Source organism: Chitinophaga niabensis, from assembly GCF_039545795.1.
GTDB lineage: Bacteria > Bacteroidota > Bacteroidia > Chitinophagales > Chitinophagaceae > Chitinophaga > Chitinophaga niabensis_B.
In genome coordinates this window covers 6801772-6826319 of sequence record NZ_CP154260.1, presented here as the reverse complement: position 1 = coordinate 6826319, position 24548 = coordinate 6801772, and the positions used below count along the sequence as shown (strand labels likewise).

The 24548-nt window shown below is 46.2% G+C and carries 21 protein-coding genes; 13 read left to right on the top strand and 8 right to left on the bottom strand.

Annotated features, from left to right (window positions below; translation table 11 throughout):
• Positions 1-15 precede the first annotated feature (15 nt).
• From AAHN97_RS27575 to AAHN97_RS27565, 3 genes are read left to right on the top strand one after another with little or no spacing between them, the layout of a single operon-like run.
• Positions 16-1938: a RagB/SusD family nutrient uptake outer membrane protein gene (locus AAHN97_RS27575; RefSeq protein ID WP_343305289.1), complete on the top strand. Its 1923-nt coding sequence runs from the start codon at positions 16-18 to the stop codon at positions 1936-1938.
• A gap of 55 nt (positions 1939-1993) precedes the next feature.
• Positions 1994-3208: a DUF5000 domain-containing lipoprotein gene (locus AAHN97_RS27570; RefSeq protein ID WP_343305288.1), complete on the top strand. Its 1215-nt coding sequence runs from the start codon at positions 1994-1996 to the stop codon at positions 3206-3208.
• Positions 3209-3240: 32 nt separating this feature from the next.
• Entirely contained in the window at positions 3241-4311 is a 1071-nt protein-coding gene (locus tag AAHN97_RS27565) for a DUF4998 domain-containing protein (protein ID WP_343305287.1), read from the top strand.
• Between the two features lie 32 nt (positions 4312-4343).
• Here the strand turns inward: AAHN97_RS27565 and AAHN97_RS27560 are convergent, their stop codons facing one another.
• Genes AAHN97_RS27560 through AAHN97_RS27540 form a run of 5 tightly spaced genes read right to left on the bottom strand, consistent with a single transcriptional unit; the run spans position 4344 to position 8919 of the window.
• Positions 4344-5489, bottom strand: coding sequence for an acyl-CoA dehydrogenase family protein (locus tag AAHN97_RS27560; protein ID WP_343305286.1), 1146 nt, complete (start codon positions 5487-5489; stop codon positions 4344-4346).
• Positions 5490-5504: 15 nt separating this feature from the next.
• A complete protein-coding gene (locus tag AAHN97_RS27555) occupies positions 5505-6173 on the bottom strand; it encodes a ComEA family DNA-binding protein (RefSeq protein ID WP_343305285.1) in 669 nt (222 codons plus the stop codon).
• 47 nt (positions 6174-6220) lie between these two features.
• Complete coding sequence (locus AAHN97_RS27550; protein ID WP_343305284.1) at positions 6221-6982, bottom strand: MBL fold metallo-hydrolase; 762 nt, start codon at positions 6980-6982, stop codon at positions 6221-6223.
• Positions 6983-6993: 11 nt separating this feature from the next.
• On the bottom strand, positions 6994-7344 hold the full coding sequence (locus AAHN97_RS27545; protein ID WP_343305283.1) for a hypothetical protein: 351 nt from the start codon (positions 7342-7344) through the stop codon (positions 6994-6996).
• A 21-nt stretch (positions 7345-7365) separates the two neighbouring features.
• Entirely contained in the window at positions 7366-8919 is a 1554-nt protein-coding gene (locus tag AAHN97_RS27540; RefSeq protein WP_343305282.1) for a response regulator, read from the bottom strand.
• Between the two features lie 233 nt (positions 8920-9152).
• On the opposite strand from AAHN97_RS27540, the gene AAHN97_RS27535 reads away from it, so the two are divergent.
• The 10 genes from AAHN97_RS27535 (at position 9153) to AAHN97_RS27490 (ending at position 19715) form a co-directional block, all read left to right on the top strand.
• Positions 9153-10379, top strand: coding sequence for an HD domain-containing protein (locus tag AAHN97_RS27535; protein WP_343305281.1), 1227 nt, complete (start codon positions 9153-9155; stop codon positions 10377-10379).
• A gap of 91 nt (positions 10380-10470) precedes the next feature.
• Entirely contained in the window at positions 10471-11526 is a 1056-nt protein-coding gene (gene lpxD / locus AAHN97_RS27530; RefSeq protein ID WP_343305279.1) for a UDP-3-O-(3-hydroxymyristoyl)glucosamine N-acyltransferase, read from the top strand.
• A gap of 46 nt (positions 11527-11572) precedes the next feature.
• Entirely contained in the window at positions 11573-12985 is a 1413-nt protein-coding gene (locus tag AAHN97_RS27525; protein ID WP_343305278.1) for a bifunctional UDP-3-O-[3-hydroxymyristoyl] N-acetylglucosamine deacetylase/3-hydroxyacyl-ACP dehydratase, read from the top strand.
• Between the two features lie 4 nt (positions 12986-12989).
• Complete coding sequence (gene lpxA, locus AAHN97_RS27520; protein WP_343305277.1) at positions 12990-13790, top strand: acyl-ACP--UDP-N-acetylglucosamine O-acyltransferase; 801 nt, start codon at positions 12990-12992, stop codon at positions 13788-13790.
• Positions 13774-14394, top strand: a complete 621-nt coding sequence (locus tag AAHN97_RS27515; RefSeq protein WP_343305276.1) for an ABC transporter ATP-binding protein — start codon at positions 13774-13776, stop codon at positions 14392-14394. The genes lpxA and AAHN97_RS27515 overlap by 17 nt, the downstream gene beginning before the upstream one ends.
• A 56-nt stretch (positions 14395-14450) precedes the next feature.
• Complete coding sequence (locus AAHN97_RS27510) at positions 14451-15758, top strand: MFS transporter (RefSeq protein ID WP_343305275.1); 1308 nt, start codon at positions 14451-14453, stop codon at positions 15756-15758.
• On the top strand, positions 15739-16578 hold the full coding sequence (locus tag AAHN97_RS27505) for an MBL fold metallo-hydrolase (RefSeq protein ID WP_343305274.1): 840 nt from the start codon (positions 15739-15741) through the stop codon (positions 16576-16578). Before AAHN97_RS27510 ends, AAHN97_RS27505 begins: the two co-directional genes overlap by 20 nt.
• Positions 16579-16596: 18 nt before the next feature.
• On the top strand, positions 16597-17040 hold the full coding sequence (locus AAHN97_RS27500; protein WP_343305273.1) for a hypothetical protein: 444 nt from the start codon (positions 16597-16599) through the stop codon (positions 17038-17040).
• A 37-nt stretch (positions 17041-17077) separates the two neighbouring features.
• A complete protein-coding gene (locus AAHN97_RS27495; protein ID WP_343305272.1) occupies positions 17078-18637 on the top strand; it encodes a helicase HerA-like domain-containing protein in 1560 nt (519 codons plus the stop codon).
• A gap of 31 nt (positions 18638-18668) precedes the next feature.
• A complete protein-coding gene (locus tag AAHN97_RS27490) occupies positions 18669-19715 on the top strand; it encodes a Gfo/Idh/MocA family oxidoreductase (protein ID WP_343305271.1) in 1047 nt (348 codons plus the stop codon).
• Between the two features lie 86 nt (positions 19716-19801).
• On the opposite strand, the gene AAHN97_RS27485 is transcribed toward AAHN97_RS27490, so the two are convergent.
• From AAHN97_RS27485 to AAHN97_RS27475, 3 genes are read right to left on the bottom strand one after another with little or no spacing between them, the layout of a single operon-like run.
• Positions 19802-21715: a RecQ family ATP-dependent DNA helicase gene (locus AAHN97_RS27485; RefSeq protein WP_343305270.1), complete on the bottom strand. Its 1914-nt coding sequence runs from the start codon at positions 21713-21715 to the stop codon at positions 19802-19804.
• Positions 21716-21717: 2 nt separating this feature from the next.
• Entirely contained in the window at positions 21718-22323 is a 606-nt protein-coding gene (locus AAHN97_RS27480; protein WP_074240913.1) for a trimeric intracellular cation channel family protein, read from the bottom strand.
• Positions 22324-22365: 42 nt separating this feature from the next.
• Positions 22366-24471, bottom strand: a complete 2106-nt coding sequence (locus AAHN97_RS27475) for a heavy metal translocating P-type ATPase (RefSeq protein ID WP_343305269.1) — start codon at positions 24469-24471, stop codon at positions 22366-22368.
• Positions 24472-24548 lie beyond the last annotated feature (77 nt).

Here is a 24548-nt window from a genome sequence, read left to right as displayed (position 1 = left end):
TAAAATCAGCAAGAAATGAAAATCAAATATACATGGAGGATCATAGTGGGGGCAATATTAGTATTGCCATTGCTGAACTCCTGCAAGAAATACCTGGATGTGGTGCCTGATTATGTAGCCACCATTGAGAATGCGTTCACCATGCGCAAGGAGGCAGAAAAGTATCTTTTTACCTGCTACTCCTATTTACCGGCAGACGGGAACCCTTCTGCCAATCCCGGGCTTACCAGCGGCGATGAGCTTTCTCTTATCTATCCGTTTGTGGCAAGTGCCCTGCAGCCTCCGCCTTATCATATAGCACGCGGTTTCCAGAACGTGGTAGACCCTTATGCTAATTACTGGGATGGTACACAGCAAGGCAAAAAACTTTTCATTGGCCTGAGGGACTGCAACATCTTCCTGGAAAACATCAATAAAGTACCTGACATCAATAGTGATGACAGAAGACGTTGGATAGCAGAGGTGAAATTCCTGAAAGCGTACTATCATTTTTACCTATTACGCCATTATGGCCCTATTCCTTTGATCAAGGAAAATTTGCCACTTGAAGCGAGTAATGAAGCTGTAAGGGTTTATCGTGATCCGGTGGATTCCTGCTTTGAGTATATCGTTAAACTGATGGATGAGGCAAAAGACGATCTGCCTGTAACAATCCTTAATGAAACAGACGAGTTAGGTCGTATCACAAAACCTATCTGCCTTGCCATAAAAGCAAAAATACTGGTTACAGCTGCCAGCCCATTGTTCAATGGTAACGCGGATTATTCTTCTTATGTAGATAACCGGGGCATCAGATTGTTTAACACAACGAAAGATGATACCAAATGGGTTAAAGCGGCAGAGGCTTGCAAAGAGGCTGTTGACCTTTGCAACGAAGTAGGTTTAAAACTCTACACTTTTGTACCTGGCGCTTTGCAAACACCACTCGCCCCTGAAACGATTATACAACTGAGCCTTCGCAATGCTGTAACGGAAAAATGGAATTCCGAGATCATCTGGGCCAACACAAATAGTATGAGTAACCCGCTGCAGATCCTCAATATTCCACGTGGAATTGATCCTGCACAGGCCGGCAATACTGCTCCCCGCGGGCAAATGGCACCACCACTGAAAATGGCAGAGTTGTTCTATACAAAGAACGGTGTGCCCATCAGTGAGGACAGAACATGGGATTACAGTGGCCGTTATGGATTGCGCACTGCTCTCAACGCAGAGCGGTTTAATATTGAAGAAGGTTACACTACTGCATCATTGCATTTTGACCGGGAAAACCGCTTTTATGCCAATATTGCTTTTGATGGCGGTAAATGGTATGGTTATGGCCAGACAGATGATACAAAAAGCATTACCCTCAAAGCAAAAAAAGGACAAGCCTCTTCCCAGCAGGTAAACTTTTCTTACTCTACCACCGGTTACTGGGTAAAAAAACTAGTGAACTACCAGAACATAGTGGGTGCCAACTCTACACTTACCATCAGGGATTATCCATGGCCTCAGATGAGGCTGGCAGATCTTTATCTGATGTATGCGGAGGCATTGAATGAAAAGGACGGTCCTACGCCCGAAGCACTTAGCTGGATCAATCTTGTAAGAGCGAGAGCTGCTATTCCTTCTGTAGAAACTGCATGGACCACTTATGCCAAAAACCCTGCAGCATTCCAAACCAAAGATGGCCTGCGCAAGATCATTCACCAGGAGCGCCTGATAGAACTGGCTTTTGAAGGTCATCGTTTCTATGATCTCCGCCGTTGGAAAGAAGCAATGAGTGTGCTCAATGCACCTGTTACGGGATGGGACCTGGATCAGGCAACTCCGGAAGCATACTACCGGGTACGCCCCATTTATACACAAACTTTCAGCCTGAAGGATTATTTCTGGCCGATAAGGGAAAACAATCTCACCGTGAACAGGAACCTGTTACAATCTCCGGGTTGGTAACAGCTATTTAGCAAAACACAATTGATCATTCATGCTTCACATAAAAATATTCAATATGAAAAGGCATCACATTCTTATATTACTGCTGGGGCTTTTCCTCTGGTCTTCCTGCAAGGAAAAGGGTCAGCTTATATATATGGACGACAGTGCGCCAGCTCCGGCACCGGTAACAAATATAACCGTTGTTCAAACTCCTGGTGGCGCTAAACTTCATTACAAGATCCCTTCAGACAAAAATCTGCTTTTTGTAAAGGCAGTGTATGATATACAGCCAGGCGTATTCAGGGAAAGTGAAACCTCTATTTTCAAGGATACACTGATAATAGAAGGCTTTGGCGATACGCAACCACACGAGGTGAAGATCTATTCTGTAGGCCGGAATAAAAAAGAGTCCGCTCCCGTAAGCGTTACCGTTACTCCTTTAACACCTCCTGTACACTCTGTATTTACCACTCTCACGCTGAAGGAAACATTCGGCGGCGCCTCAGTTACTTTTCAAAATCAATCAGAAGCTTCTCTTGCCATTGTATTGATGAGGGATACAACAGGTAAAGGTGATTGGACGGACGTAACTACTTATTATACGGCATCTCCCAAGGGCGCATTCTCCGCACGTGGGTTTGATACAATTCCCATTAAATTTGCCACATACGTACGGGACCGTTGGAATAATAAGTCTGATACTTTGATTCACACGCTCAAACCCATTTTTGAAACAAAACTGGACCGCCTTGGTTTTAAAGAAGTATCACTGCCTACAGACGTTAACATAGGGCACGTTTTCTCCAATCTGAGTCCGCGTAACATCAGCTTTTTGTTCAACAATGTTTGGGGTGCCGGCAATACAAACGACTGCTTCCATACAAGGCCCAATGAACCTAAAATGCCACAATGGTTCACTTTCGATATTGGTGCAGAATGTAACCTGAGCCGGTTCAAACTTTATCATCGTGGCGGTACAAGTGGTTTTTACCGCGGGGGAGATCCAAAGAAGTTTGAGATATGGGGAAGTAATAATCCGAATACAAATGGCGACTTTGATGCCAGCTGGACATTATTAGCCGCTTTCCAATCGGTTAAACCTTCCGGATCACCATTAGGTACCAATACTTCAGAAGACGAAGCTTTTGCCGTAACCAACGGGGAAGATTTTGAGTTCCCTCCTGGTACACCATCTGTAAGGTATCTCCGTTTCAAAACAACTGAAACATGGGGCCTGTTCCAATATATTTATATTTCAGAGCTGGTGTTCTGGGGTGCTAAAAAGTAAAGACATTTTTTCAACTTATTAATTCAAATCCGATGCAAAAATATTCTGTATCCAGCCTGCTACTACCTGCATTGTTGGCGGTACTGTTCATATCCTGCAGTAAAATGGATGCCTCCTTCAAGGACTATGTTGTGCCAGGTGGCATCACTTATGTGGGAAGAGCGGATTCAATAAATGTACATCCGGGCAGAGGCAGGATCAAAATAACATGGTTACGCGGCACTGATCCTAAAACCACTCAAGCGGTAGTTTACTGGAATAATAAAGCAGATTCCCTTGTTTTTCCGATCACACAAAAAAATCCAAAGGACACCGTAAGCGTGTTACTCACCAATATGCAGGAGAACACCTACACATTCAACATCTACACAATGGATGCTGATAAAAACAGGTCTATCCGGGTAGATGTGCAGGGTACTGTATACAACACCGTATACGAGTCCGTGATCCTCTCACGCCCCATTGGCACCGTTGCCATTGCAGGTGATGACGTAACATTAACCTGGCTGGCCGGCGATACCGCTTCTTTCAGTACTGAAATCAATTATGTGAACATTGCGGGCATTGAGAAGCGTACCTATATTGCCGCCAATGAAAGCTTAATATTACTTGAAGATGTGCAGGAAGGTTCTTCTGTAACTTTCCGTTCTCTTTACAAACCATCTCCCCTTAGCCTGGATACTTTCTACACCGCTTATGTATCCAGACCATTGAATATGGCACTGGCCAAACCGGTGAAACAAAGTTCATCTTCCGCTACCACATTGGTAGATGGCAGCCTGACCACTTTCTGGCAACCAGCTGCAGCGGACCGGACGGATGATAAAAAAGTATGGGTAACAGTAGACCTAAAAACGCCCAGGGCCTTTAACCAGGTGAAACATTACTGGACTGTAGGGAATGCTTTGATACAAAGCTATAAGGTACTTGCATCAAATGATGAAGCTGTCTGGGAAACATTGTATGAGAAAACATCGGCACCCGTATTAACGGAAGATGCAAATTTCAATACGGTAACCAAACGGTACGTGAGGCTTGAATTCACCATCAAAACAGATGGCAACCTTAATATAACAGAGGTTGAAGTTTACAACAAAAAATAGACAAAAAGGCCAGGTTCAAACCTGGCCTTTTTTTATTCCCTTAACGCTTCCCGCGCTATCACTATCTTCTGTATCTCCGAAGTTCCCTCTCCTATCGTACACAACTTCGCATCCCGGTAATATTTCTCTACCGGAAAATCCTTTGTATAACCATATCCCCCAAAGATCTGCACGGCATCGTTTGCTGTGCTTACCGCTACTTCGGAAGCATAATACTTTGCCATGGCTGCCTGTTTGGTCATAGGCAGATGATTGTTCTTCATATCTGCAGCCTGCAGGGTGAGCAGTTCCGCCGCTGCGATCTGGGTATGCATATCTGCTAACTTGAAGGAGATACCCTGGAAGTTGGCGATCGGCTGATCAAACTGGTAACGTTCCTGTGAATATTTTAATGCAGCATCATAAGCCCCTTTGGCAATGCCCAGGGATAATGCTGCGATAGAAATGCGCCCGCCGTCCAATACTTTCATGGATTGAATAAAACCCTCTCCCTCTTTGCCCAACAGGTTCTCTGCAGGGATACGGCAGTTGTCGAAGATCATCTCTGCGGTTTCAGAAGCCCTCATCCCTAATTTATTTTCCTTCTTGCCGCCACTAAAACCAGGTGTGCCTCTTTCTACGATAAAAGCACTCATACCGCGGCTATCTCTTACCTCTCCTGTACGGGCGATCACAACAGCCACATCCCCGCTCTTACCATGTGTGATCCAGCATTTGGTGCCATTGATCACCCATTCATTTCCTTCTTTGCGTGCCACACATTTCATGTTCATAGCATCAGAGCCGGTGTTGGGTTCTGTGAGGCCCCATGCGCCGATCCATTCTGCGGTAGCCAGCTTGGGGAGATATTTCTGTTTTTGTTCTTCGTTTGCAAATTGGAGGATATGCCCTGTGCACAATGAATTATGCGCTGCCACACTTAATCCGATAGCGCCACAGATGCGTGATATTTCACTTACTACTGTAACGTATTCAAGATACCCCAGCCCGGAGCCGCCGTATTGTTCTGGTACCATTACGCCCATCAGGCCCAGTTCACCCAGTTTTTTGAATAGTTCTACGGGAAAGAATTGTGTTTCATCCCATTCCAGGATATTATGGGCTTGCATATGTGTTTTACCGAAATCGCGGATCACTTGCGCAATCTGTTGTTGCATTTCCGTTGGCTGAAAGTTCATAACCAGAATTTTGTTTTAATTGACCACTAAGTATTTTTCAAGTTTACGATAAATAGAGTCATCCACCAAAGCGATGCCTTTAAGGCCCTCCACCTGGCTGAAAGGCCCGTGGCTATTGCGATACCTTATGATCACACGGGCCAGTTTCGTGTTGATGTATGGATGATCGGCCAAAGATTTTTCATCTGTCTCATTGAGATCGATCTTTCTTAGTGAAACATCACCCAGCCGTAACAACGGTTGAATTTTATTAAATACAGAATCGGCCAAACCATAGGTTTCCCCCACCTGGGCAATGGAATGAAAGCCTCCCAGCCGCTCCCTGAAGTATAGGATCCTCCTGGCCAGCACGGGTCCGATACCGGGTAATTGCTCCCATAGTAAGGAATCCGCCCTATTGATATCCACCACTAATACCTTCTTTTGAAACCGGGGGAAACTATCTCTTTTAAACGCCACAAACTGTTTCCTGTGCTTATACCGGCTGGTTTCAGTTGCAGTATCCTTCATCATTTCATGCAATTGCAATGCAGCAGCATGAAACCCTGTGGTATCTGTAAAAACAATATCCGAACGGAAATAAGACCAGGCAATGGGTACACACCAGAGCAATACTATCAGGCTTAACAAACAGGCAATTCCTGTACGCTCACGGCGGGAAAAAGCGAAAAATTCTTTCAACACAAACAATGGATTATTACGTAAGGGAAGGTCGCATTTTTATTCCATCCTTACAAATCCACTTCCAGCCCATCGTATGCCAGCGCCATCCCTTCCGGCAGTGTGGGATTTACTTCTGCATGCAGGCCAAGCTGGTGGCTGATATGCGTGAAGTACACCTGGGGTATCTGTAATTCTTTTCCCAGCGCAATCGCTTCATCCAGGGTAAAATGGGAGATATGCTGCTCACGGCGGAGCGCATTCAGCACTAACACCTTTGAGCCTTTGATCTTTTCTTTTTCTTCCGGTGCTATGTAGTTAGCATCCGTGATATAAGTAAAATCGCCGAAGCGGAAACCCAGCACCGGCATTTTATGGTGCATCACATTGATGGGAATGAACTGCAGGCCATTGATCACAAACGGATCGTCCATAATGGTGCGAAGGTTCATTTCCGGGATGCCGGGGTATTTAAAATCAGCGAAAGCATAAGAGAATTCACGAATGATCACATTCTGTGAAAAGTCTGATGCATAGATATCAATGGGTTGTTGCTGAAAATAATTGAATGCCCGGATGTCATCCATCCCGGCGATATGATCTTTATGAGAATGTGTGATCAATACGGCTTCCAGGTGTTTTACCTCTGCGCGTAACATCTGGTAACGGAAATCAGGTGTGGTATCTACCACAATATTCCCTGCATCTGAGGCAATCAGGATGCTGCTGCGCAACCGTTTGTCGCGCGGATCATTTGATGCACATATTTTACAGGGGCAGGCAATAACTGGTACGCCTTGTGAAGTGCCCGTTCCGAGGAATGTAACTTTCAAAACGCAGGCAATTATTCTGGTGTTTCTGTTGGATTTTCTTCTTCAGGTGCGGAGGTGGCTTCTGCTGTTCCACTGTTTTCTTCCGCATCCACTGCATCGCGGTTATCCTTGATCTGCCGGTACAGCTTTTGCGACTCCGGTGTCAGGAAACCTTCTTCCAGGGTAATAGAAGGCAGGATGTCCATCAGTGTATTGATCTTACCTTCCATGTTCAGGAATTTATTGACCACCACCACTTTCTTATGTTCCAGTATACAGTAACCGGAATTGAAGGTGCCTTTCTCGTACCGCAGTATATACTTCGCCTCTTCAAATATCTTTTCCAGCTTCGCCAGATTGTTGGGGGTACTTTTCAGGTTCATGATTTCTCCTTTTTTTATCCGCTATTTACTCACCATCCGGGCTACCGGAACGATCATTTCTTCCAGAGAAATGCCGCCGTGCTGGAATGTATTGCGGTAATAGTTCACGAAATAATTATAATTGTTGGGATAGCAAAGATACCCGTCTTCGCGCGCAAAGATATAAGAAGAATTGACATTTGGCCTCGGCAGCCCGGCTTCTTTAGGATCACGGAAGGCCAGCACCTCTTTTGGATCGTAGTTTAAGTTGCGGCCATGTTTATAACGCAGATTGGTGGTGGTCTGCTTATCCCCGATCACTTTTACGGGATTTTTCACCCTTACGCTGCCATGGTCTGTGGCAATAATAAGGTTCACTTTTTTATCCGCTATCCGCTTTAAAGCCTGGTACAGCGGGGAATGTTCAAACCAGCTGGCTGTGATGGAGCGATAGGCAATTTCATCTGCGGCCAGTTCTTTGAGCACTTCCATTTCCGTACGGGCATGGCTGAGCATGTCCACAAAATTATAAACGATCACATTCAGCGGAAAATCCAGCAGGTTATGGATATTGTTCACCATATGCTGTCCGTCCGCATGGTTGGTCACTTTGGTATAAGAGAACCGCGGGTCCATTTTCAGGCGTGCCAGCTGCTCTTTCAGGAAATACTCTTCATGCAGGTTCTTTCCTCCTTCCTCATCATCATTCCGCCATTCCTGGGGGAATCTGGCTTCGATATCAATGGGTAACATCCCGGCAAATATAGCATTGCGGCTATATTGGGTGGAAGTAGGGAGAATGCTGTAAATGGTTTCTTCCTCTACCAGGCGGAAGGATTCGGCGAAAATAGGCTGGATCACTTTCCACTGGTCATACCGCAGATTATCTATCAGAATGAAGAAGTTAGGCACATTTGGGTCCAGGTTGGGCACCACTTTCTGCGAAAACAAAGTATGGCTCATAACAGGAGCGTCCTTTGCTTTGGGTTGCATCCAGCTGCTGTAGTTGCGGGCAATGAACTTGGCAAATTCTGCGTTGGCTTCGGCTTTCTGGGAATGCAGGATCTCCATCATTTCCGGGCTGTCGCTCTTGCTCATTTCCATTTCCCAGTACACCAGCTTTTTATAGATCTCTGCCCACTCGGCATGGTCCGGGTTATCATTCAGGGCCATGAACAAGGTGCGGAACTGCTGCTGATAGGCCGTGGTGGTCTTTTCAGCCACCAGTCTTTTATTGTCTATGATCTTTTTAAGGGAAAGCAGTACCTGGTTGGGATTCACGGGTTTGATCAGGTAATCCGTGATCTGGGAGCCAATGGCATCGTCCATCACATTCTCTGCCTCGTTCTTCGTGATCATCACAATGGGGATCTGCTGGTTGATCTCCTTGATCTTGCCCAATGTTTCCAGGCCGGTGATGCCGGGCATGGATTCATCGAGCAGTACTACATCTACAATATTCTCTTTCAGGAACTCCAGGGCGTCATAGCCGTTTGTAAGGGCGGAAACTTTGTAGCCTTTGCTTTCGAGGAAAATGATCTGCGATTTCAAAGATTCTATTTCATCATCTACCCAGAGTATGTTGATTTGGTTCATGTAACTTTTTTGGTACTGCTTAAAATTACCACTATCTGTCAAAAATCATTCCTTCAAAATATAGTAATCTCCAACAATTTGTTAAAAAATAGGGAAAGGTAGCTGGTTTGATGGGGGAACAGCAAGCGAGCCGCGTCTATTTAGTAAATTACAGACTGTCACATAATACCTTTCTACCGGAAAAGTTACATCCAAATCTGTAGCTTTGCACCGATAGTTTTTAAAACATCCGAATGACTGACCGCAAACGAAAGATTGTGAACGACCCTGTCCACGGGTTCATTACCATCGATCATCCATTGATATTCAGCATTATCTCTCATCCCTGTTACCAGCGTTTACGCCGGATCCACCAGATGGCAATGGCGCACCTGGTGTACCCCGGAGCTATGCATACCCGCTTTCATCACAGTATGGGCGCTTACCATTTGATGAGCTGCGCCCTCACAGAACTTAAGGCTAAAGGGGTGGATATTACGGAAGAGGAAGAAGTTGCCGCTAAAATGGCCATATTATTGCATGATATAGGGCACGGTCCTTACTCCCATGCTTTAGAGCACACCCTCGTGGAAGGCGTATCACATGAAGAGATCTCTCAATTGTTAATGCAGCGCCTGAACCGGGAAATGAACGGAGCACTGGACCTCACAATAAAGATCTTTAACGATAACTATCCTAAAAAATTCCTGCATCAATTGGTTTCCAGCCAGTTGGATGTGGATAGGTTAGATTACCTGAGCAGAGACAGCTTTTATACGGGAGTTTCCGAAGGGGTGATCAGCTACGACAGGATCATAAAAATGCTCACCGTATATAATGGTGAGCTGATGGTAGAAGAAAAAGGCATTAATTCCATAGAAAAGTTCATCGTTGCCCGCAGGCTGATGTACTGGCAGGTATACCTTCACAAAACCGTATTAAGTGCGGAAAACATGCTGGTACAGATCCTTCACCGGGCTAAATCGCTGGCAATCAAGGGGGAAGATCTTTTTTGCTCGCCAGCCCTCCACTATTTCTTATATAATAAGATAGGAAGGGTGGAATTTGAGGGGGATGAAAATTGCCTTGCAAAATTCTGTTTATTAGATGACTATGATATTATGGGGGCCATTAAAGTTTGGTGCCAACATCCGGATAAAGTCCTGAGCCTGCTATGCCAATGGCTGGTAAACAGGGAGTTATTCAAAGTCACCCTCAGTAATGAGCCATTTGATGGCAGCCGGGTGGAAGATCTGAAAGAAAAAGTGAAGCAAAGGTGGGATCTGAACAATGAAGAGGCAGAATATCTGGTATTTACGGATACTGCCAGTCTAAAAGCCTATGACTCAATCGATGAAAAGATCAATATTCTATTTAAAGATGGCACCGTGAGAGATATTTCTTCGGTAGATAATGCCCTTGTGTCGCAAACATTGGCACGACCGATAAAAAAATTCTACATTTGTCATCCAAAATTCTAGGCTAACAACGTTTTATACGAACTTAACATGTTATTGAATCCATTCATATTAAGCGTAGGCGGCCGGAACGGTAACATTTCAATTATTAACTATGCAATTTAGCGCATTACAGCTGGCTACCATCCTGAATGGGAAGCTGGAAGGAGACCCGGAAGTGAAGGTGCACAATATCGCCAAGATCGAAGAGGCAGGGGATGGTATGTTGAGTTTTATTGCCAATCCCAAGTATGAGGAATTCCTTTACACAACCCAGGCATCCATCCTGGTGGTAAATGATTCCCTGGAGATCGAAGGCAATATTAAGCCCACACTGATCAGGGTAAAGGATGCTTACAGCTCCTTTGCGTTACTGCTGGAGAAATACCAGCAAATGGTAGGTGCTGGTGCAAAAACGGGTATTCAGCAACCTTCCCATGTGCCTGCTACCGTTAAAATGGGGCAGAACGTGTTCATTGGCGCTTTTGCTTACCTCGGCGAAAACGTTGTGCTTGGAGATAACGTGAAGATCTACCCCGGCGTATACCTTGGAGATAATGTGAAGATCAATAGTGGTTCTGTACTTTACCCTGGTGTAAAGGTTTATGATAATTGCGTACTGGGTAACCGTGTGATCCTGCATGCAGGTTGCGTAATAGGTGGTGATGGATTTGGATTTGCACCCCAGGCAGACGGTACCTATAAAAAAGTGCCCCAGGTGGGGAACGTGGTGATCCACGATGATGTGGAAATTGGCGCCAATACTACTATAGACAGGGCCACCATGGGTTCTACCATTATTCATTCAGGCGTAAAACTGGATAACCTCATCCAGATAGCCCATAACGTGGAAATAGGCAATAACACGGTGATTGCCGCACAAACAGGTGTTTCCGGAAGTACCAAGATCGGTAAGAATTGTGTGATCGGAGGGCAGGTTGGTATTGTTGGACACATCCAGATTGCAGATGGCACAAAGATCAATGCGCAAAGCGGCCTTTCTAAATCAATAACCTCTCCCAACACGTCTTTGACCGGTTCTCCGGCCTATGATTATAAAAGTTCACTGAAAAGTCAGGCAATTTTTAGAAATTTGCCCGATCTTGAAAAGCGCGTGAAGGAACTGGAGGAGATGGTGAAACAATTATTATCTGAAAGAGAAGGGGTATAACCACGTTAGTCAGAAGGGATTTTAAACGCATTGAATACGAGCTATAATGATGGAAAATCAGCAGCAAAATCAACAAACCCTTAAAGGCGCTGTAACCATTTCGGGTGTTGGTTTGCATACAGGATCGCACGTGAATATGACCCTTAAGCCGGCTATGCCCGGCTTCGGTATTAAATTCCAACGCATTGACCTTCCGGATCAACCGATCGTGAAGGCCGATGTGGATTATGTAGTAGATACCGCCCGTGGTACAACACTGGAGCATAATGGTGCCCGTGTAAGTACTGTGGAACATATCCTGGCTGCTCTCGTAGGCATGGGTGTAGATAACGTACTGATAGAACTGAACGGCCCCGAAATTCCCATCATGGATGGAAGTTCCATGCCCTTCATTGAAATAATAGAAGAAGTAGGCATCCAGGAACAGGATGCTAAAAAAGTATATTACTCCATAGACACCAACATCAACTATTATGATGATGTGAAGAAAGTGGAAATGGTGGCCCTCCCTGCTGTTGACTATCGCATCACTGCACTGATAGACTTCAACTCCCAGGTACTGGGTACCCAGCACGCCAATCTTAAAAGCCTGGCCGATTTCAAAAAGGAGATTGCGCCCTGCCGCACTTTCGTTTTCCTGCATGAACTGGAATACCTGCTCGCCAATAACCTCATCAAAGGCGGAGACATCAACAACGCCATTGTTGTGGTGGACAAGCAGATGACGGAAGCAGAACTTTCCCGCCTGGCTACTGCTTTTGGCCGTGATACCATTTCTGTACAAAGAGAAGGTATCCTCAACAATGCACAACTGCACTTCCCCAATGAACCGGCCCGCCACAAGCTGCTGGACATTGTGGGGGATCTTGCCCTGATCGGCTTCCCTATCAAGGCACATATCATTGCTAACCGTCCTGGTCACGCTTCCAATGTGGAGTTTGCCCGTAAGATCAAAGCATACATCAAAAAGAACAAGCACAATAAGGACGTTCCTATTTACGATCCTAATCAACCTGCTATCTTTGATATCCGCCGTATCGAAAAAACCTTGCCCCACCGCTACCCTATGCTGTTGGTAGACAAGATCATTGAACTGAGCGACACCCGTGTGGTAGGTATCAAAAATGTTACTTTTAACGAGCACTTCTTCCAGGGTCACTTCCCCGGAAATCCCGTAATGCCCGGTGTATTACAATGTGAGGCGCTGGCACAGGTAGGTGGTATCCTGGCGCTGAACCCGGTACCGGACCCTGAAAACTATGATACCTATTTTCTGAAGATCGATAATTGTAAATTCAAACAAAAGGTATTACCCGGTGATACCATGATCCTGAAGATGGAGCTGTTAAGCCCCATCCGCAGAGGTCTCGTTGAAATGCGCGGTACGGTATTCATTGGCAACAAAGTAGCTACGGAAGCTGACATGGTTGCCCAAATTGTTAAACGCGAAGGAAAATAACAGCATGATTCATCCGCTCACTTACATTCATCCGGACGCCAAAGTTGCGCCCAATGTAAAGATCGATCCGTTTACCGTTATTCATAAGAATGTTGAGATCGGGGAAGGCACCTGGATCGGCTCCAATGTGACCATCATGGAAGGCGCCCGTATCGGCAAAAACTGCCGCATCTTCCCCGGAGCTGTTATCTCTGCGATTCCACAGGACCTCAAATTTGAAGGCGAGGACACCAGCGTGGAAATAGGAAATAATACTACTATCCGCGAATATGTGACCATCAACCGTGGTACAAAAGATCGTTTGAAAACCATCATTGGCGACAACTGCCTGATCATGGCTTACAGCCATATTGCACACGATTGCCATGTTGGTAACAATTGCGTTTTCTCTAACAATACTACCCTCGCAGGGCATATCACCGTGGGCGACCATGTGGTGCTGGCAGGTATGGTAGCTGTTCAGCAATTCTGTAAAATAGGCAACCATGCTTTTGTGACCGGCGGTTCGCTGGTACGCAAAGATGTGCCACCCTATGTTAAAGCTGCCCGCGAACCCCTCTCCTATGTGGGTGTAAACTCCGTAGGACTGAAACGCAGAGGTTTTACCCTGGAAAAGATCAATCACATCCTGGATATCTATCGTATCCTCTTCGTTAAAGGAAACAATATTTCCAAAGCTATCCGTATCATAGAAGCCGAATTCCCGGCCACAGATGAAAGAGATGAAATACTCTCCTTCATCCGCGATTCCGGCCGCGGCATTATGAGAGGATATAGTACAAGGGCAAATGACGATCTCGCTTAACCAGGTAGGAAAGCGATATAATTACGACTGGATCTTCCGTCGTTTCTCCTTTACATTTACCGGTACTGGACATTACGCCATACTCGGGGCCAACGGTTCCGGCAAATCTACATTGCTCCAGATCATCAGCGGCCATCACCATCACAGTGAAGGCAGTATCGAATATCAATCAGCGGAAGGGAAAATCCTTCCGCAGGACCAGTTCTTCCGCCATAGCGCCATCGTAGCGCCATACCTTGAGCTGGTGGAAGAATTTACCCTGGAAGAATGTTTCGGGTTCCATCTCCATTTCAAATCTTTTCTCCCTGGCTTAACATCAAAAGAAATTGCTCAGACCGTTGGCCTGGAAAAAGCCTGGCACAAACAGGTACGCAATTTTTCCTCCGGCATGAAACAACGGGCAAGGCTGGCCCTCGCCATTTTTTCAGACGTTCCCGTACTCCTGCTGGATGAGCCATGCACCAACCTGGATGCAGACGGCGTAAGCCTTTATCAGCAACTGATCAGCAAATATTGCAGCAACCGCATGGTGATTGTGAGCTCAAACGAAGAAGCAGAATACGGTTTTTGTAAAGAAAGAATTCATATTACAGACTATAAGTAGTGCCTCGCAAATGGTATTTTGCAGGCGGATTTTTAATTCATGTAACTGCACAACCTATGAGCTTGCCGAACAAAAAAGTCATTAATGGATGGGCCATGTACGACTGGGCCAATTCCGTGTACAACCTGGTGATCACCACCACCTTCTTCCCGATATACTTTATTGGTGTAACGGAGGCAAAATTCGGTGGAGACATTGTCAGCTTCTTCGGATATTCCATCAAGAATTCCGTATTGTTCGACTATGCGCTGTCTTTTGCCTATCTCCTGATAGCCATCAGTCTTCCTATCTTATCCTCTATTGCAGATACCCGCGGTAATAAAAAGAATTTCCTTCGGTTCTTTTGTTATGTAGGCGCCATCTCCTGCGGAGCACTGTATTTCTTCACAAAAGATACCATAGAATATGGCACCATCTGTTTTATACTGGCTGCCATTGGGTATTGTGGAGGACTGGTGTTTTATAATTCCTATCTTCCTGAAATAGCACCCGTAGAATACAGGGACAGGGTGAGTGCCCGTGGTTACTCCTTTGGATATATTGGCAGTGTATTGTTACAATTGATCGGGTTTGCCATCGTATTGATCAAACCATTTGGAATAGATGATGCAATGGCCGTACGGATCACTTTTCTCCTCGTAGGTATATGGTGGCTGGGTTTCGCACAGATCTCCTTCAAAAGGCTGCCTAAATCCCTGCCTGCTGTAGACCAGCATTCCAAAAACGTATTTACGGAAGGGTTCATTGAACTGAAGAAAGTTTATGCACAGGTACGTGTAATGCCCGTACTGAAAAGATATTTGCGGGCCTTCTTCTTTTATAGCATGGGTGTACAAACCGTGATGATGGTAGCCACCATTTTTGCGAGTAAAGAACTGAAAATGGAAAGCAGTAACCTGATTGCCTGCGTGGTGCTGATCCAGCTCGTAGCAATCCTTGGCGCATGGGGCATGGCCCGGTTGTCTGAAAGATATGGTAACTTCAATATATTGATCTTAACCGTGCTGCTGTGGATAGGAGTTTGCCTATGTGCTTATTACGTTCAAACAGAAATGCAATTCTATCTCTTGGCCGTATTGGTAGGCCTGGTGATGGGTGGCATCCAATCACTGAGCCGTTCTACATATGCAAAGCTGATCCCGGAAACAAAGGATACCACCTCCTTCTTCAGTTACTACGATGTAACAGAAAAGTTCGCGATCGTGATAGGGCTGTTCAGCTTTGGCTGGATAGACCACGTCTCCGGCAGCATGCGTAATTCTGTACTGGTACTGATAGGCTTTTTCTCCATCGGGCTTATCTGGCTTTTTTCTGCTTTAGATAAACAACGTAGATTAGCAAAACATGAAGCTCTTCACAATTAATACCGGATTATTTAAACTTGACGGGGGCGCCATGTTTGGCGTAGTGCCTAAAACCATGTGGCAGAAACTGAATCCGCCGGACGAGAATAATATGTGCACCTGGGCCATGCGCTGCCTGCTGGTGGAAGATGGCAACCGCCTTATCCTGATCGATAACGGTATCGGTAATAAGCAGGACGATAAGTTCTTCAGCCACTATTATCTCCATGGGGATGATACGCTGGACAAGTCATTGGCCGCTGCAGGTTATCACCGCAACGATATCACGGATGTATTCCTTACCCATCTTCACTTCGACCATTGCGGCGGAAGTATTGAACGGGAAGGAGATCACCTGGTGCCTGCCTTCAAAAATGCACATTACTGGAGCAATGCCGCACACTGGAAATGGGCTGTAAGTCCCAACGACCGGGAGAAAGCATCTTTCCTGAAAGAAAATATCCTGCCCATTGAAAAAAGCGGACAGCTGAAATTTATAGACCAGCACGATGGCGTTTCTTTTTCAGACCACATCCGTGTACGTTTTGCCTACGGGCATACGGATGCCATGATGCTGCCGGAGATCCGCTACAATGGTCATACCATCATTTATATGGCAGACCTGCTGCCCTCTGCCGCACATATTCCATTACCCTATGTGATGGCATATGATATGTTCCCGCTGACTACGCTGGAAGAGAAAAAGCGTTTCCTTACGGAAGCGAACGAAAGGCAATACGTACTCTATTTTGAACATGATCCCGTTAACGAATGTGGTATCTTACAGTCCACCGAAAAAGGTATCCGGCTGAAAGAATCATTTCCGCTAAGTGCCCTTTAATTCTAAAAATCATACCTTATGTATAAATACATTTTACCCGTTGCCTTATTGATAAGCCTGGCTGCATGCCAGGGCAGCAACAAAGGTCCTGCCCAGGATGACACTGCTATCAAAGATTCCTTAGCAGTAGACTCTCTTTCCGGTGTGGTGATGAACATCCATGATGAAGGAATGGCTAAGATGATGGTGATCCGCCGTCTTAAAACCCGTGTAACAGAAGTAACGGACAGCCTGCAAAAGAAGAAAGCCAATGCAGATACCTATACGGCAGCCGGCGTTTTACTGGACAGTGCCAACAATGCCATGAACACCTGGATGCATGCATATGATATGCAGATGCAGGGTAAGAGCATGGCCGAGAAAAAAGCTTACCTGGAAGCAGAAGAGAAGAAGATCAGCGAAGTAAAAACACTGATGCTGAAGAGCATCCAGGATGCTAAAGGCCTCTTGAAAGAGGAATAGGTTTTTCATATCTTGGATCAGTAATAAATAACCCACCATGGCAAATCAAGAAGCATTTCTCGAATACATCCGGAACGGTTACACCTTTAAAGGAGAACATTTCAAACTGGGCTGCGCCATGCTGAATGGTGAAGTAGTGTCCGGCGCAGATGTACTGCTTCCCTTAAAAACATTAAACCGCCACGGCCTTATAGCAGGCGCCACAGGTACCGGTAAAACCAAAACCCTGCAGGTGATCGCAGAAGGTTTAAGCGATGCCAGTGTACCTGTTATGCTCATGGATATCAAAGGAGACCTCAGCGGAATTGCCGCAGCAGGCGCCTCCAATCCAAAAATAGAAGAGCGGTATGCTAAAATAGGCGGTACTTATAAACCCGCTGCCTATCCGGTAGAATTACTGACGCTCAGCAATGAGAAAGGTGCCCGCCTGCGGGCCACGGTCAGCGAATTCGGCCCCGTGTTATTATCCAAAATACTGGAACTGAACGATACGCAATCCGGATTCGTGGCCATGGTTTTCAAGTACTGCGATGATAACAAACTGCCTTTACTGGACCTGAAGGATTTCAAAAAGGTATTGCAGTATGTAAGTGATGAAGGTAAAAAGGAGCTGGAAAAAGATTACGGTAAGATCTCCACTACCTCTACCGGCACTATCCTGCGCAAGGTGATAGAGCTGGAACAACAGGGTGCAGAAATATTCTTTGGAGAGCGGTCGTTTGAAGTAGATGATCTCATGCACATCAGCGATGACGGACGTGGCAAGATCTCCATCGTACGGGTTACGGACCTGCAGGACAGGCCTAAACTCTTCTCTACTTTCATGCTCAGCCTGCTGGCGGAACTGTATGCCAGCCTCCCTGAAGAAGGTGATCTGGATAAACCGAAGCTGGTGATGTTCATAGATGAAGCGCACCTGATCTTCCAGGAAGCCAGTGATGCATTGCTGCAACAGATTGAAACCATCATCAAACTGATCCGTTCAAAAGGTGTGGGTATTTTCTTCTGTACGCAAAACCCGATGGATGTACCTCCTTCCGTATTGGGCCAGTTAGGCCTGAAAGTACAACATGCACTGCGTGCCTTTACTGCCAATGACCGTAAATCCATTAAACAAACAGCAGAGAACTATCCGTTGTCTGATTTCTATAAAACAGACGAACTCCTTACCCAGATAGGGATTGGGGAAGCATTGGTAACCTGCCTCAGTGAAAAAGGCACACCTACGCCGCTGGCTGCAACAATGCTGGTAGCGCCGCGTTCCCGTATGGATATATTGAGTGATGCGGAAATAGATACATTGGTGAATGCTTCCAAACTGGTTAAAAAATACAACCAGGAGATAGATAGTGAAAGCGCTTACGAGATCCTGAATGCCAAACTGGAAGAAGCTGCGGAAAAAAGTAAACAGGAAGAAGAAGCGGCTCCCGCCAAAAAAGGTAAAGCGAAAGAAGAGAAAGGTCTGCTGGAAACCATGATGAGCAGCTCTGCTGCACGCCAGGTAGGCCGTACCGCAGCTAACGTGATCACCCGCAGTTTACTGGGGGCATTAGGTTTAGGTGGCCGTAGTAAGAAGAAAGGAACAAGCTGGTTTTAAAACGAAATGGTAATCCGATAAAATAATTATTATGGCATCTCCGATCAAAACAGGCCTATGCTCCTATGGCCACAGCGGTTACGCTTTCCATGCACCTTTTATACATGTGCACCCGGGATTTGAACTGACTGCAGTAGTAGAACGCAGCAAACATCTCACCCAACAGCGTTATCCGTACGTAAAGATCTACGGAGCGGTAACCGATCTGTTTAAGGACGCGTCCCTGGAACTGATTGTGGTGAACACTCCCAATCATACCCATTACGAATATGCAAAAGCTGCTTTGCTGGCTGGTAAACATGTGATCGTGGAAAAGCCTTTCACCGTTACCACAGCAGAAGGTGAAGAACTGTTGCAACTCGCAGCCTCCAAGAAACTTTTGCTGAGTGTTTACCAGAACCGCCGGTATGATAGTGATTATAAGATCGTGAAGAAAGTAGTACAGGAAGGATTATTAGGCGATGTACTGGAAGTGGAATTTCACTACGACCGCTTTAAAGAAGAACTCAGTTACAAGGCACATAAAGAAGTAGCCAATAATGGTACTGGTGCTTTGTACGACCTGGGTTCCCATCTGATAGACCAGGCACTGACTATTTTCGGTATGCCGAAGTCTGTATTTGGCGATGTCCGCATCATTCGTAAAGATTCTGTAGTAGATGATTACTTTGAACTGCTGCTGTATTACGATCAGTTACGTGTACGCCTTAAATCTTCTTACCTGGTAAGGGAAGCCCTGCCGGCATATCTCCTCCACGGAAGGAAAGGCTCTTTCATTAAATCAAAATCCGATGTGCAGGAAGCACTGCTCATGAAAGGTGTGTTACCTGATACACCGGATTGGGGAGCAGAAACGCCTGCAGAATGGGGGTTACTTCATACAGAGAAAAACGGTGTTGCAGTGAAAGAATTCCTGCCTTCTGTAAACGGTAACTACCTGGATTATTATCAGGGCATTTATGCTGCTATAAGAGAAGGTAAACCAAACCCGGTAACAGGAGAGGATGGATTGAACGTAGTGAAGGTGATCGAAGCTGCATTTAAGAGCAGCAAGGAAGGAAAGGTTATTACACTTTAATATTCACAGTGAAGGTGCTTTAACTTAAGCTTTAAGCGCCTTCACTTTCTACGAGTTATAGCATACTTCTCTGCAATAGCAAGGGCTTAAGCTTTAAGCGCCTTCACTGCTACCAATACCCCGTCTTTATCACGCAGTACACATTTCTCCGCAATTAAGAACTGCAGTGTGGTAAGCACCCTGTCTTCCGGCGCATCTATATTTTGCATCAATGTCTCTATCGTAGTTTCTGTTTGCAGTGCAGCCAGGATAGCAGTAGCCAGTTCCCCGAACTCCTTAGGCCGTAATGCCCCCTTTTGTTTCTTCACACACACATCACATACACCACAGGGCAGCGCATCCTTCTCTCCGAAATAAGCCACCAGTTGTTGCGTACGGCAGGTATCCTGGTTACGCAGGTATTGTGCAACTGCTTCTATCCTTTCTTCCATGGCTTCCCTCCTGCGTTTCAGGAGAGCATGGTCAATGGTGAGATGTTGCACTGCCACACGCTCCTGCAGGAAACTCAATTGTGGTTTGTCTTTACGGGGCTGGTATTTCACAATAGCCTGCCGGTGTAACAACTGCAGGTCGTGCACTACATCCTGTTCATCTATCTGCATCAGCTTAGCCAGCTGCCGTTCAAAAATGGGCACTGCATCATCAAAGATGCCGCCATAAGTACGCAGTAATGTTTTAAGCAATGGTTCCATGGCTGGGTTCAGCTGCTCGTATTCATATAACCGGTCCCTGCCGGTTACAAATTCAAGCTTTGAAGGGATGAATATACTTTCACTGAGCTGCCATACACCTTCCTGTTCCAGTATACGTAATGTGCTGAATGCAACGGTGATATTGAGGGAAAAGCGTTTTACAAAATCATTGATGTCAAAATCATAGTACACCCCTTCTATACTGCCTACCGGTACCTGCAGGTAATTGACCACCCCCTGATAAACTTCTTTGATCTGCTCCAGCGAAGGGAATTGCAGGGCAATCCGTTCTTTCATTTCCGTAATATCCCTCTCCTTGTACAACAGTACGGCATAGGCTTTCTGTTCATCCCTTCCCGCACGGCCCGCTTCCTGGTAATAGGCTTCAATACTATCCGGTACATCCGCATGGATCACCATACGCACATCCGGTTTATCGATGCCCATGCCAAAAGCATTGGTACATACCATTACACGAATTTCATTATTGATCCAGGCTTCCTGCCTTGTATTACGTTCTGCAGATGATAAACCGGCATGATAATAACTGGCGGTGATCCCCTGGTTACTCAGTAATCCGGCGATCTCTTTTGTTTGCCTGCGGTTCCGGCAATAAATAATAGCGCTGCCGGGTACACGGTCCAGTATCTGGCGGATGCGGGTGAGTTTACCTTCTTCTTCCGCTACGCTGTAAGAGAGATTAGCACGTGCAAAGCTTTTCACAAAAATAGCCGGGTCATCCAGTTGCAAGCGCTCGCAAATATCTTCTTTTACTTTAGGTGTGGCCGTGGCCGTTAGTGCAAGAATAGGAGCTTCAGGGAAAAGCTCGCGGATAGTGGCCACCTGCAGATACGCAGGGCGAAAATCGTAACCCCATTGGGAGATGCAATGTGCTTCGTCAACAGCAATGAGCTTAACCGGCAGTACTTCACAGAACCATCTGAACCGCCTGCTCTGCAAACGTTCCGGGGAAACATAGAGGAACTTTATTTCTCCTTCCCGTGCCATGATCATCACTTTCTCCACATCCTTTGCATGCATGCCGGCATAGATGGCAAAAGCGGGAATACCTCTTTTGTTCAGATTCTCCACCTGATCTTTCATCAATGCAATGAGTGGCGTGATCACCATGCAAAGCCCATCGTTCATCATAGCCGGCACCTGGAAGCAAATGGATTTACCACCGCCGGTAGGTAAGAGCGCAAGTGTATCCCGGCCACTGGCCACAGATGCAATGATCTCTTCCTGCATGGGCCGGAATTGCTGGTGCCCCCAGAATTTTTGTAATATGGAAAGTGCGGACGACATGTTTATTCTTTCTGTAAATAGGGTAAAGACCAGCCTTTACGTAAGGCAGTTAACCGGATGGCGATCACCAGCAGAATGCTGGCCACCATGTTCCAGTCCTCATCCACACCTGCATAACGCAACCCGATATATAATGCTGCACCCGCCAAACAAGCAGTGGCATAGATCTGGCGGCTGAAGATCAAAGGTATTTCATTCACCATCATATCCCTGATCACCCCGCCAAAAATAGCAGAGATCATACCCAGGATCACAGCAGCCCAGGGATGTACTCCATAAAACAAGGCCTTCTGTAATCCTATCACGGTATAAAAACCAATACCAATGGTATCGAACACAAAGATAGACCGGCGGAAACGCAGCAGGCGTGCGCGAAAAAGGATGGTTACCAATACTCCCAGGGCAATGGCCACTATATAATTCTTATCTCCCACCCATACAGGTCTTACCCCCAGGATCAGGTCCCGCAGGGTACCACCACCAATGGAAGTCACAAAAGCGGTAAAGCTCACCCCAAAGATATCGTGGTACATTTTCTTATCCCAGGCTGCGAGTGCGCCGGATATGGCAAATACGAATGTGCCGATAAGGTCTAACCAGTATATCATTTCCTGAACGAATTATGATATACGAATTAACGATAAAAATCCTTACAGCACTTTTTTAAATCTCAAACGTACGGAGTTAATAGCCAGTACCACATCAGATAATCCCATAATGAGGGCGCCGATGATGGGATTGAGGTATCCTAGGGCTGCCACAGGAATGGCCACCACATTGTATATAAATGCCCAGAAGAGGTTTTGTTTGATGGTAAGATAGGTATGTTTACCCAGGCCCATCGCCAATGGCAAAGCCCCGAGATGGTTGTTCAGCAATATCACATTGGCACTTTGCATGGCCACTTGTGTGGAATCGCTGAGGGAAATACCAATGCTGGCTTTGGCTAGTGCAGGTGCATCATTGATGCCATCTCCTATCATAGCGGTAGGAGCTGTTTGCATGAGGCCGTCTATTTTATTCAGCTTTTGCTGTGGCGACTGTTCCGCATATACTTCATCAATACCCAACTCTTTCGCGATCTGTTCACATTTGCGTTTCATGTCACCGCTGAGCAGGATGGTGCGGATGCCATGCTGTTTCAGCTGTTCAATTACATTCTTTGCTTCAGGGCGCAGTTCGTCAATGAAATCTATCCAGCCTGCCAGCACACCATTCTTCAACAGGTAGATGTTATGTGCATCGTCTGTTGTAGCGTTCTTTGCCATGATATAAGAGCCCAGCTGCCATTCGTCCCCCTCTTTATCCACGGCTTTCATACCAATGCCCTTCTGTTCTCTGATCTGCTGCAAAGCCACTTCCGGCAGGCCTTTCCATAAAGCAGTAATGGAACGGGCAATAGGATGGGAAGAGAATTTTTCCAGGCTCAGTACAGTAGATCTAAAGACCGTTTCGTCCATATCGATCGCTTTCCATGCTCCTAATTGCAGTTTACCCGTAGTAAGTGTACCTGTTTTATCAAATACGATCTGGCGGATGTTGCGGAACATTTCCAGCGTATTTGCTCCTTTTATAAGGATGCCGTTTCTTGCGGCACGGCCAAGACCTACCATTACAGCCGCCGGTGTAGCCAATCCCATTGCACAGGGGCAGGCAATAACCAACACGGCTACACTTCGCATGATGGCAACATCCAGCGTAGTGTTTCCAACAAAGTACCAGACCAGGAAAGTGACCAATGCAATTCCCAGCACCAGGGGTACAAAAATGGCGCTGATCTTATCCGCCAGTTTCTGCATGGGCGGTTTATTGCTCTGGGCCTGTTTTACCAGGTCAATAATATAAGAGAGCACCGTATCCTTGCCAATGGCGGTGATATACATTTTGAGGCTGCCATCTTCCAGGATAGTGCCGCCTATTACTTTGTCCTTTTCATTTTTAGCCACCGGCTCGCTTTCCCCGGTGATCATAGATTCATTCACATGCCCGCTGCCCCAGTAAATGGTACCATCCATGGGAATTTTATCTCCGGTATTCACCAATACCCGGTCTCCCGTGCGGAGGTCATTATTGTCCACTTCATCTATATGCTCCACTCCTTCCGCATTGGTATGAATACGGCGGGCCATGGTATGCTGCATCTTTGCCAGTTCCGCAATGGCCGTGGTGGTAGATTTAACAGACCTTTCCTCCAGCAGGTTACCCAGAAAAACAAGGGTAAGGATGGCTGCCGTGGTTTCATAAAAGAGGTAGTCTGCTCCCAGATGCTGCAATGTACCGGTAAGGCTGTAGGCAAATGCTGCCGTAGCCCCGATAGTGATGAGTACATCCATATTGGCCATCCCGTTCCGCAGGGAGCGGAAAGCGCTGCGGCCAAAATGCGCCATGCCTACCAGGTATACCGGCGTGGTTAAAGCTAATTGTACCCATGCATTATGCAGCCAGTGCCAGTTCACCCACATATGCAACAGCAAAGGGGCTGTGAAGATGGCGCAGAATATGAATTTAAAAGTAAGTGTAGTATACACGGGGCGCTTTTTGGCCCCCTGGTTGGGAAGGATCACCTCATACCCCAGGTTATTGATCCCGTTGATCACATCCCCTGCATCTGTACCCTGGGGCACATTAAAGCTCAGCTCTTCCGTAGCCACGCTGATGGCTACATCTTCCATGCCTTTTTTTTCCAGGTATTTGGAGATGGTAAGCGCACAGCTGGAACAGTTCATTCCTTTTACTCTACAACTGATCGTTTCCATATCCCAAAATTACCACATAGCTGATCTTTTCATAATGAAATTAATGCAACGGAGGTGCTTTTTACCCATACTGGCAG

What these genes read in the sequence shown, in the direction of transcription:
- AAHN97_RS27570 (WP_343305288.1), top strand. Translation starts at nt 1,994, where the DNA reads ATGAAAAGGCATCACATTCTTATATTACTGCTGGGGCTTTTCCTCTGG.
- AAHN97_RS27575 (WP_343305289.1), top strand. Translation starts at nt 16, where the DNA reads ATGAAAATCAAATATACATGGAGGATCATAGTGGGGGCAATATTAGTA.
- AAHN97_RS27560 (WP_343305286.1), bottom strand. Translation starts at nt 5,489, where the DNA reads ATGAACTTTCAGCCAACGGAAATGCAACAACAGATTGCGCAAGTGATC.
- AAHN97_RS27535 (WP_343305281.1), top strand. Translation starts at nt 9,153, where the DNA reads ATGACTGACCGCAAACGAAAGATTGTGAACGACCCTGTCCACGGGTTC.
- AAHN97_RS27525 (WP_343305278.1), top strand. Translation starts at nt 11,573, where the DNA reads ATGATGGAAAATCAGCAGCAAAATCAACAAACCCTTAAAGGCGCTGTA.
- AAHN97_RS27505 (WP_343305274.1), top strand. Translation starts at nt 15,739, where the DNA reads ATGAAGCTCTTCACAATTAATACCGGATTATTTAAACTTGACGGGGGC.
- AAHN97_RS27565 (WP_343305287.1), top strand. Translation starts at nt 3,241, where the DNA reads ATGCAAAAATATTCTGTATCCAGCCTGCTACTACCTGCATTGTTGGCG.
- lpxA (WP_343305277.1), top strand. Translation starts at nt 12,990, where the DNA reads ATGATTCATCCGCTCACTTACATTCATCCGGACGCCAAAGTTGCGCCC.
- AAHN97_RS27490 (WP_343305271.1), top strand. Translation starts at nt 18,669, where the DNA reads ATGGCATCTCCGATCAAAACAGGCCTATGCTCCTATGGCCACAGCGGT.
- AAHN97_RS27480 (WP_074240913.1), bottom strand. Translation starts at nt 22,323, where the DNA reads ATGATATACTGGTTAGACCTTATCGGCACATTCGTATTTGCCATATCC.
- AAHN97_RS27510 (WP_343305275.1), top strand. Translation starts at nt 14,451, where the DNA reads ATGAGCTTGCCGAACAAAAAAGTCATTAATGGATGGGCCATGTACGAC.
- AAHN97_RS27485 (WP_343305270.1), bottom strand. Translation starts at nt 21,715, where the DNA reads ATGTCGTCCGCACTTTCCATATTACAAAAATTCTGGGGGCACCAGCAA.
- lpxD (WP_343305279.1), top strand. Translation starts at nt 10,471, where the DNA reads ATGCAATTTAGCGCATTACAGCTGGCTACCATCCTGAATGGGAAGCTG.
- AAHN97_RS27540 (WP_343305282.1), bottom strand. Translation starts at nt 8,919, where the DNA reads ATGAACCAAATCAACATACTCTGGGTAGATGATGAAATAGAATCTTTG.
- AAHN97_RS27545 (WP_343305283.1), bottom strand. Translation starts at nt 7,344, where the DNA reads ATGAACCTGAAAAGTACCCCCAACAATCTGGCGAAGCTGGAAAAGATA.
- AAHN97_RS27495 (WP_343305272.1), top strand. Translation starts at nt 17,078, where the DNA reads ATGGCAAATCAAGAAGCATTTCTCGAATACATCCGGAACGGTTACACC.
- AAHN97_RS27475 (WP_343305269.1), bottom strand. Translation starts at nt 24,471, where the DNA reads ATGGAAACGATCAGTTGTAGAGTAAAAGGAATGAACTGTTCCAGCTGT.
- AAHN97_RS27515 (WP_343305276.1), top strand. Translation starts at nt 13,774, where the DNA reads ATGACGATCTCGCTTAACCAGGTAGGAAAGCGATATAATTACGACTGG.
- AAHN97_RS27500 (WP_343305273.1), top strand. Translation starts at nt 16,597, where the DNA reads ATGTATAAATACATTTTACCCGTTGCCTTATTGATAAGCCTGGCTGCA.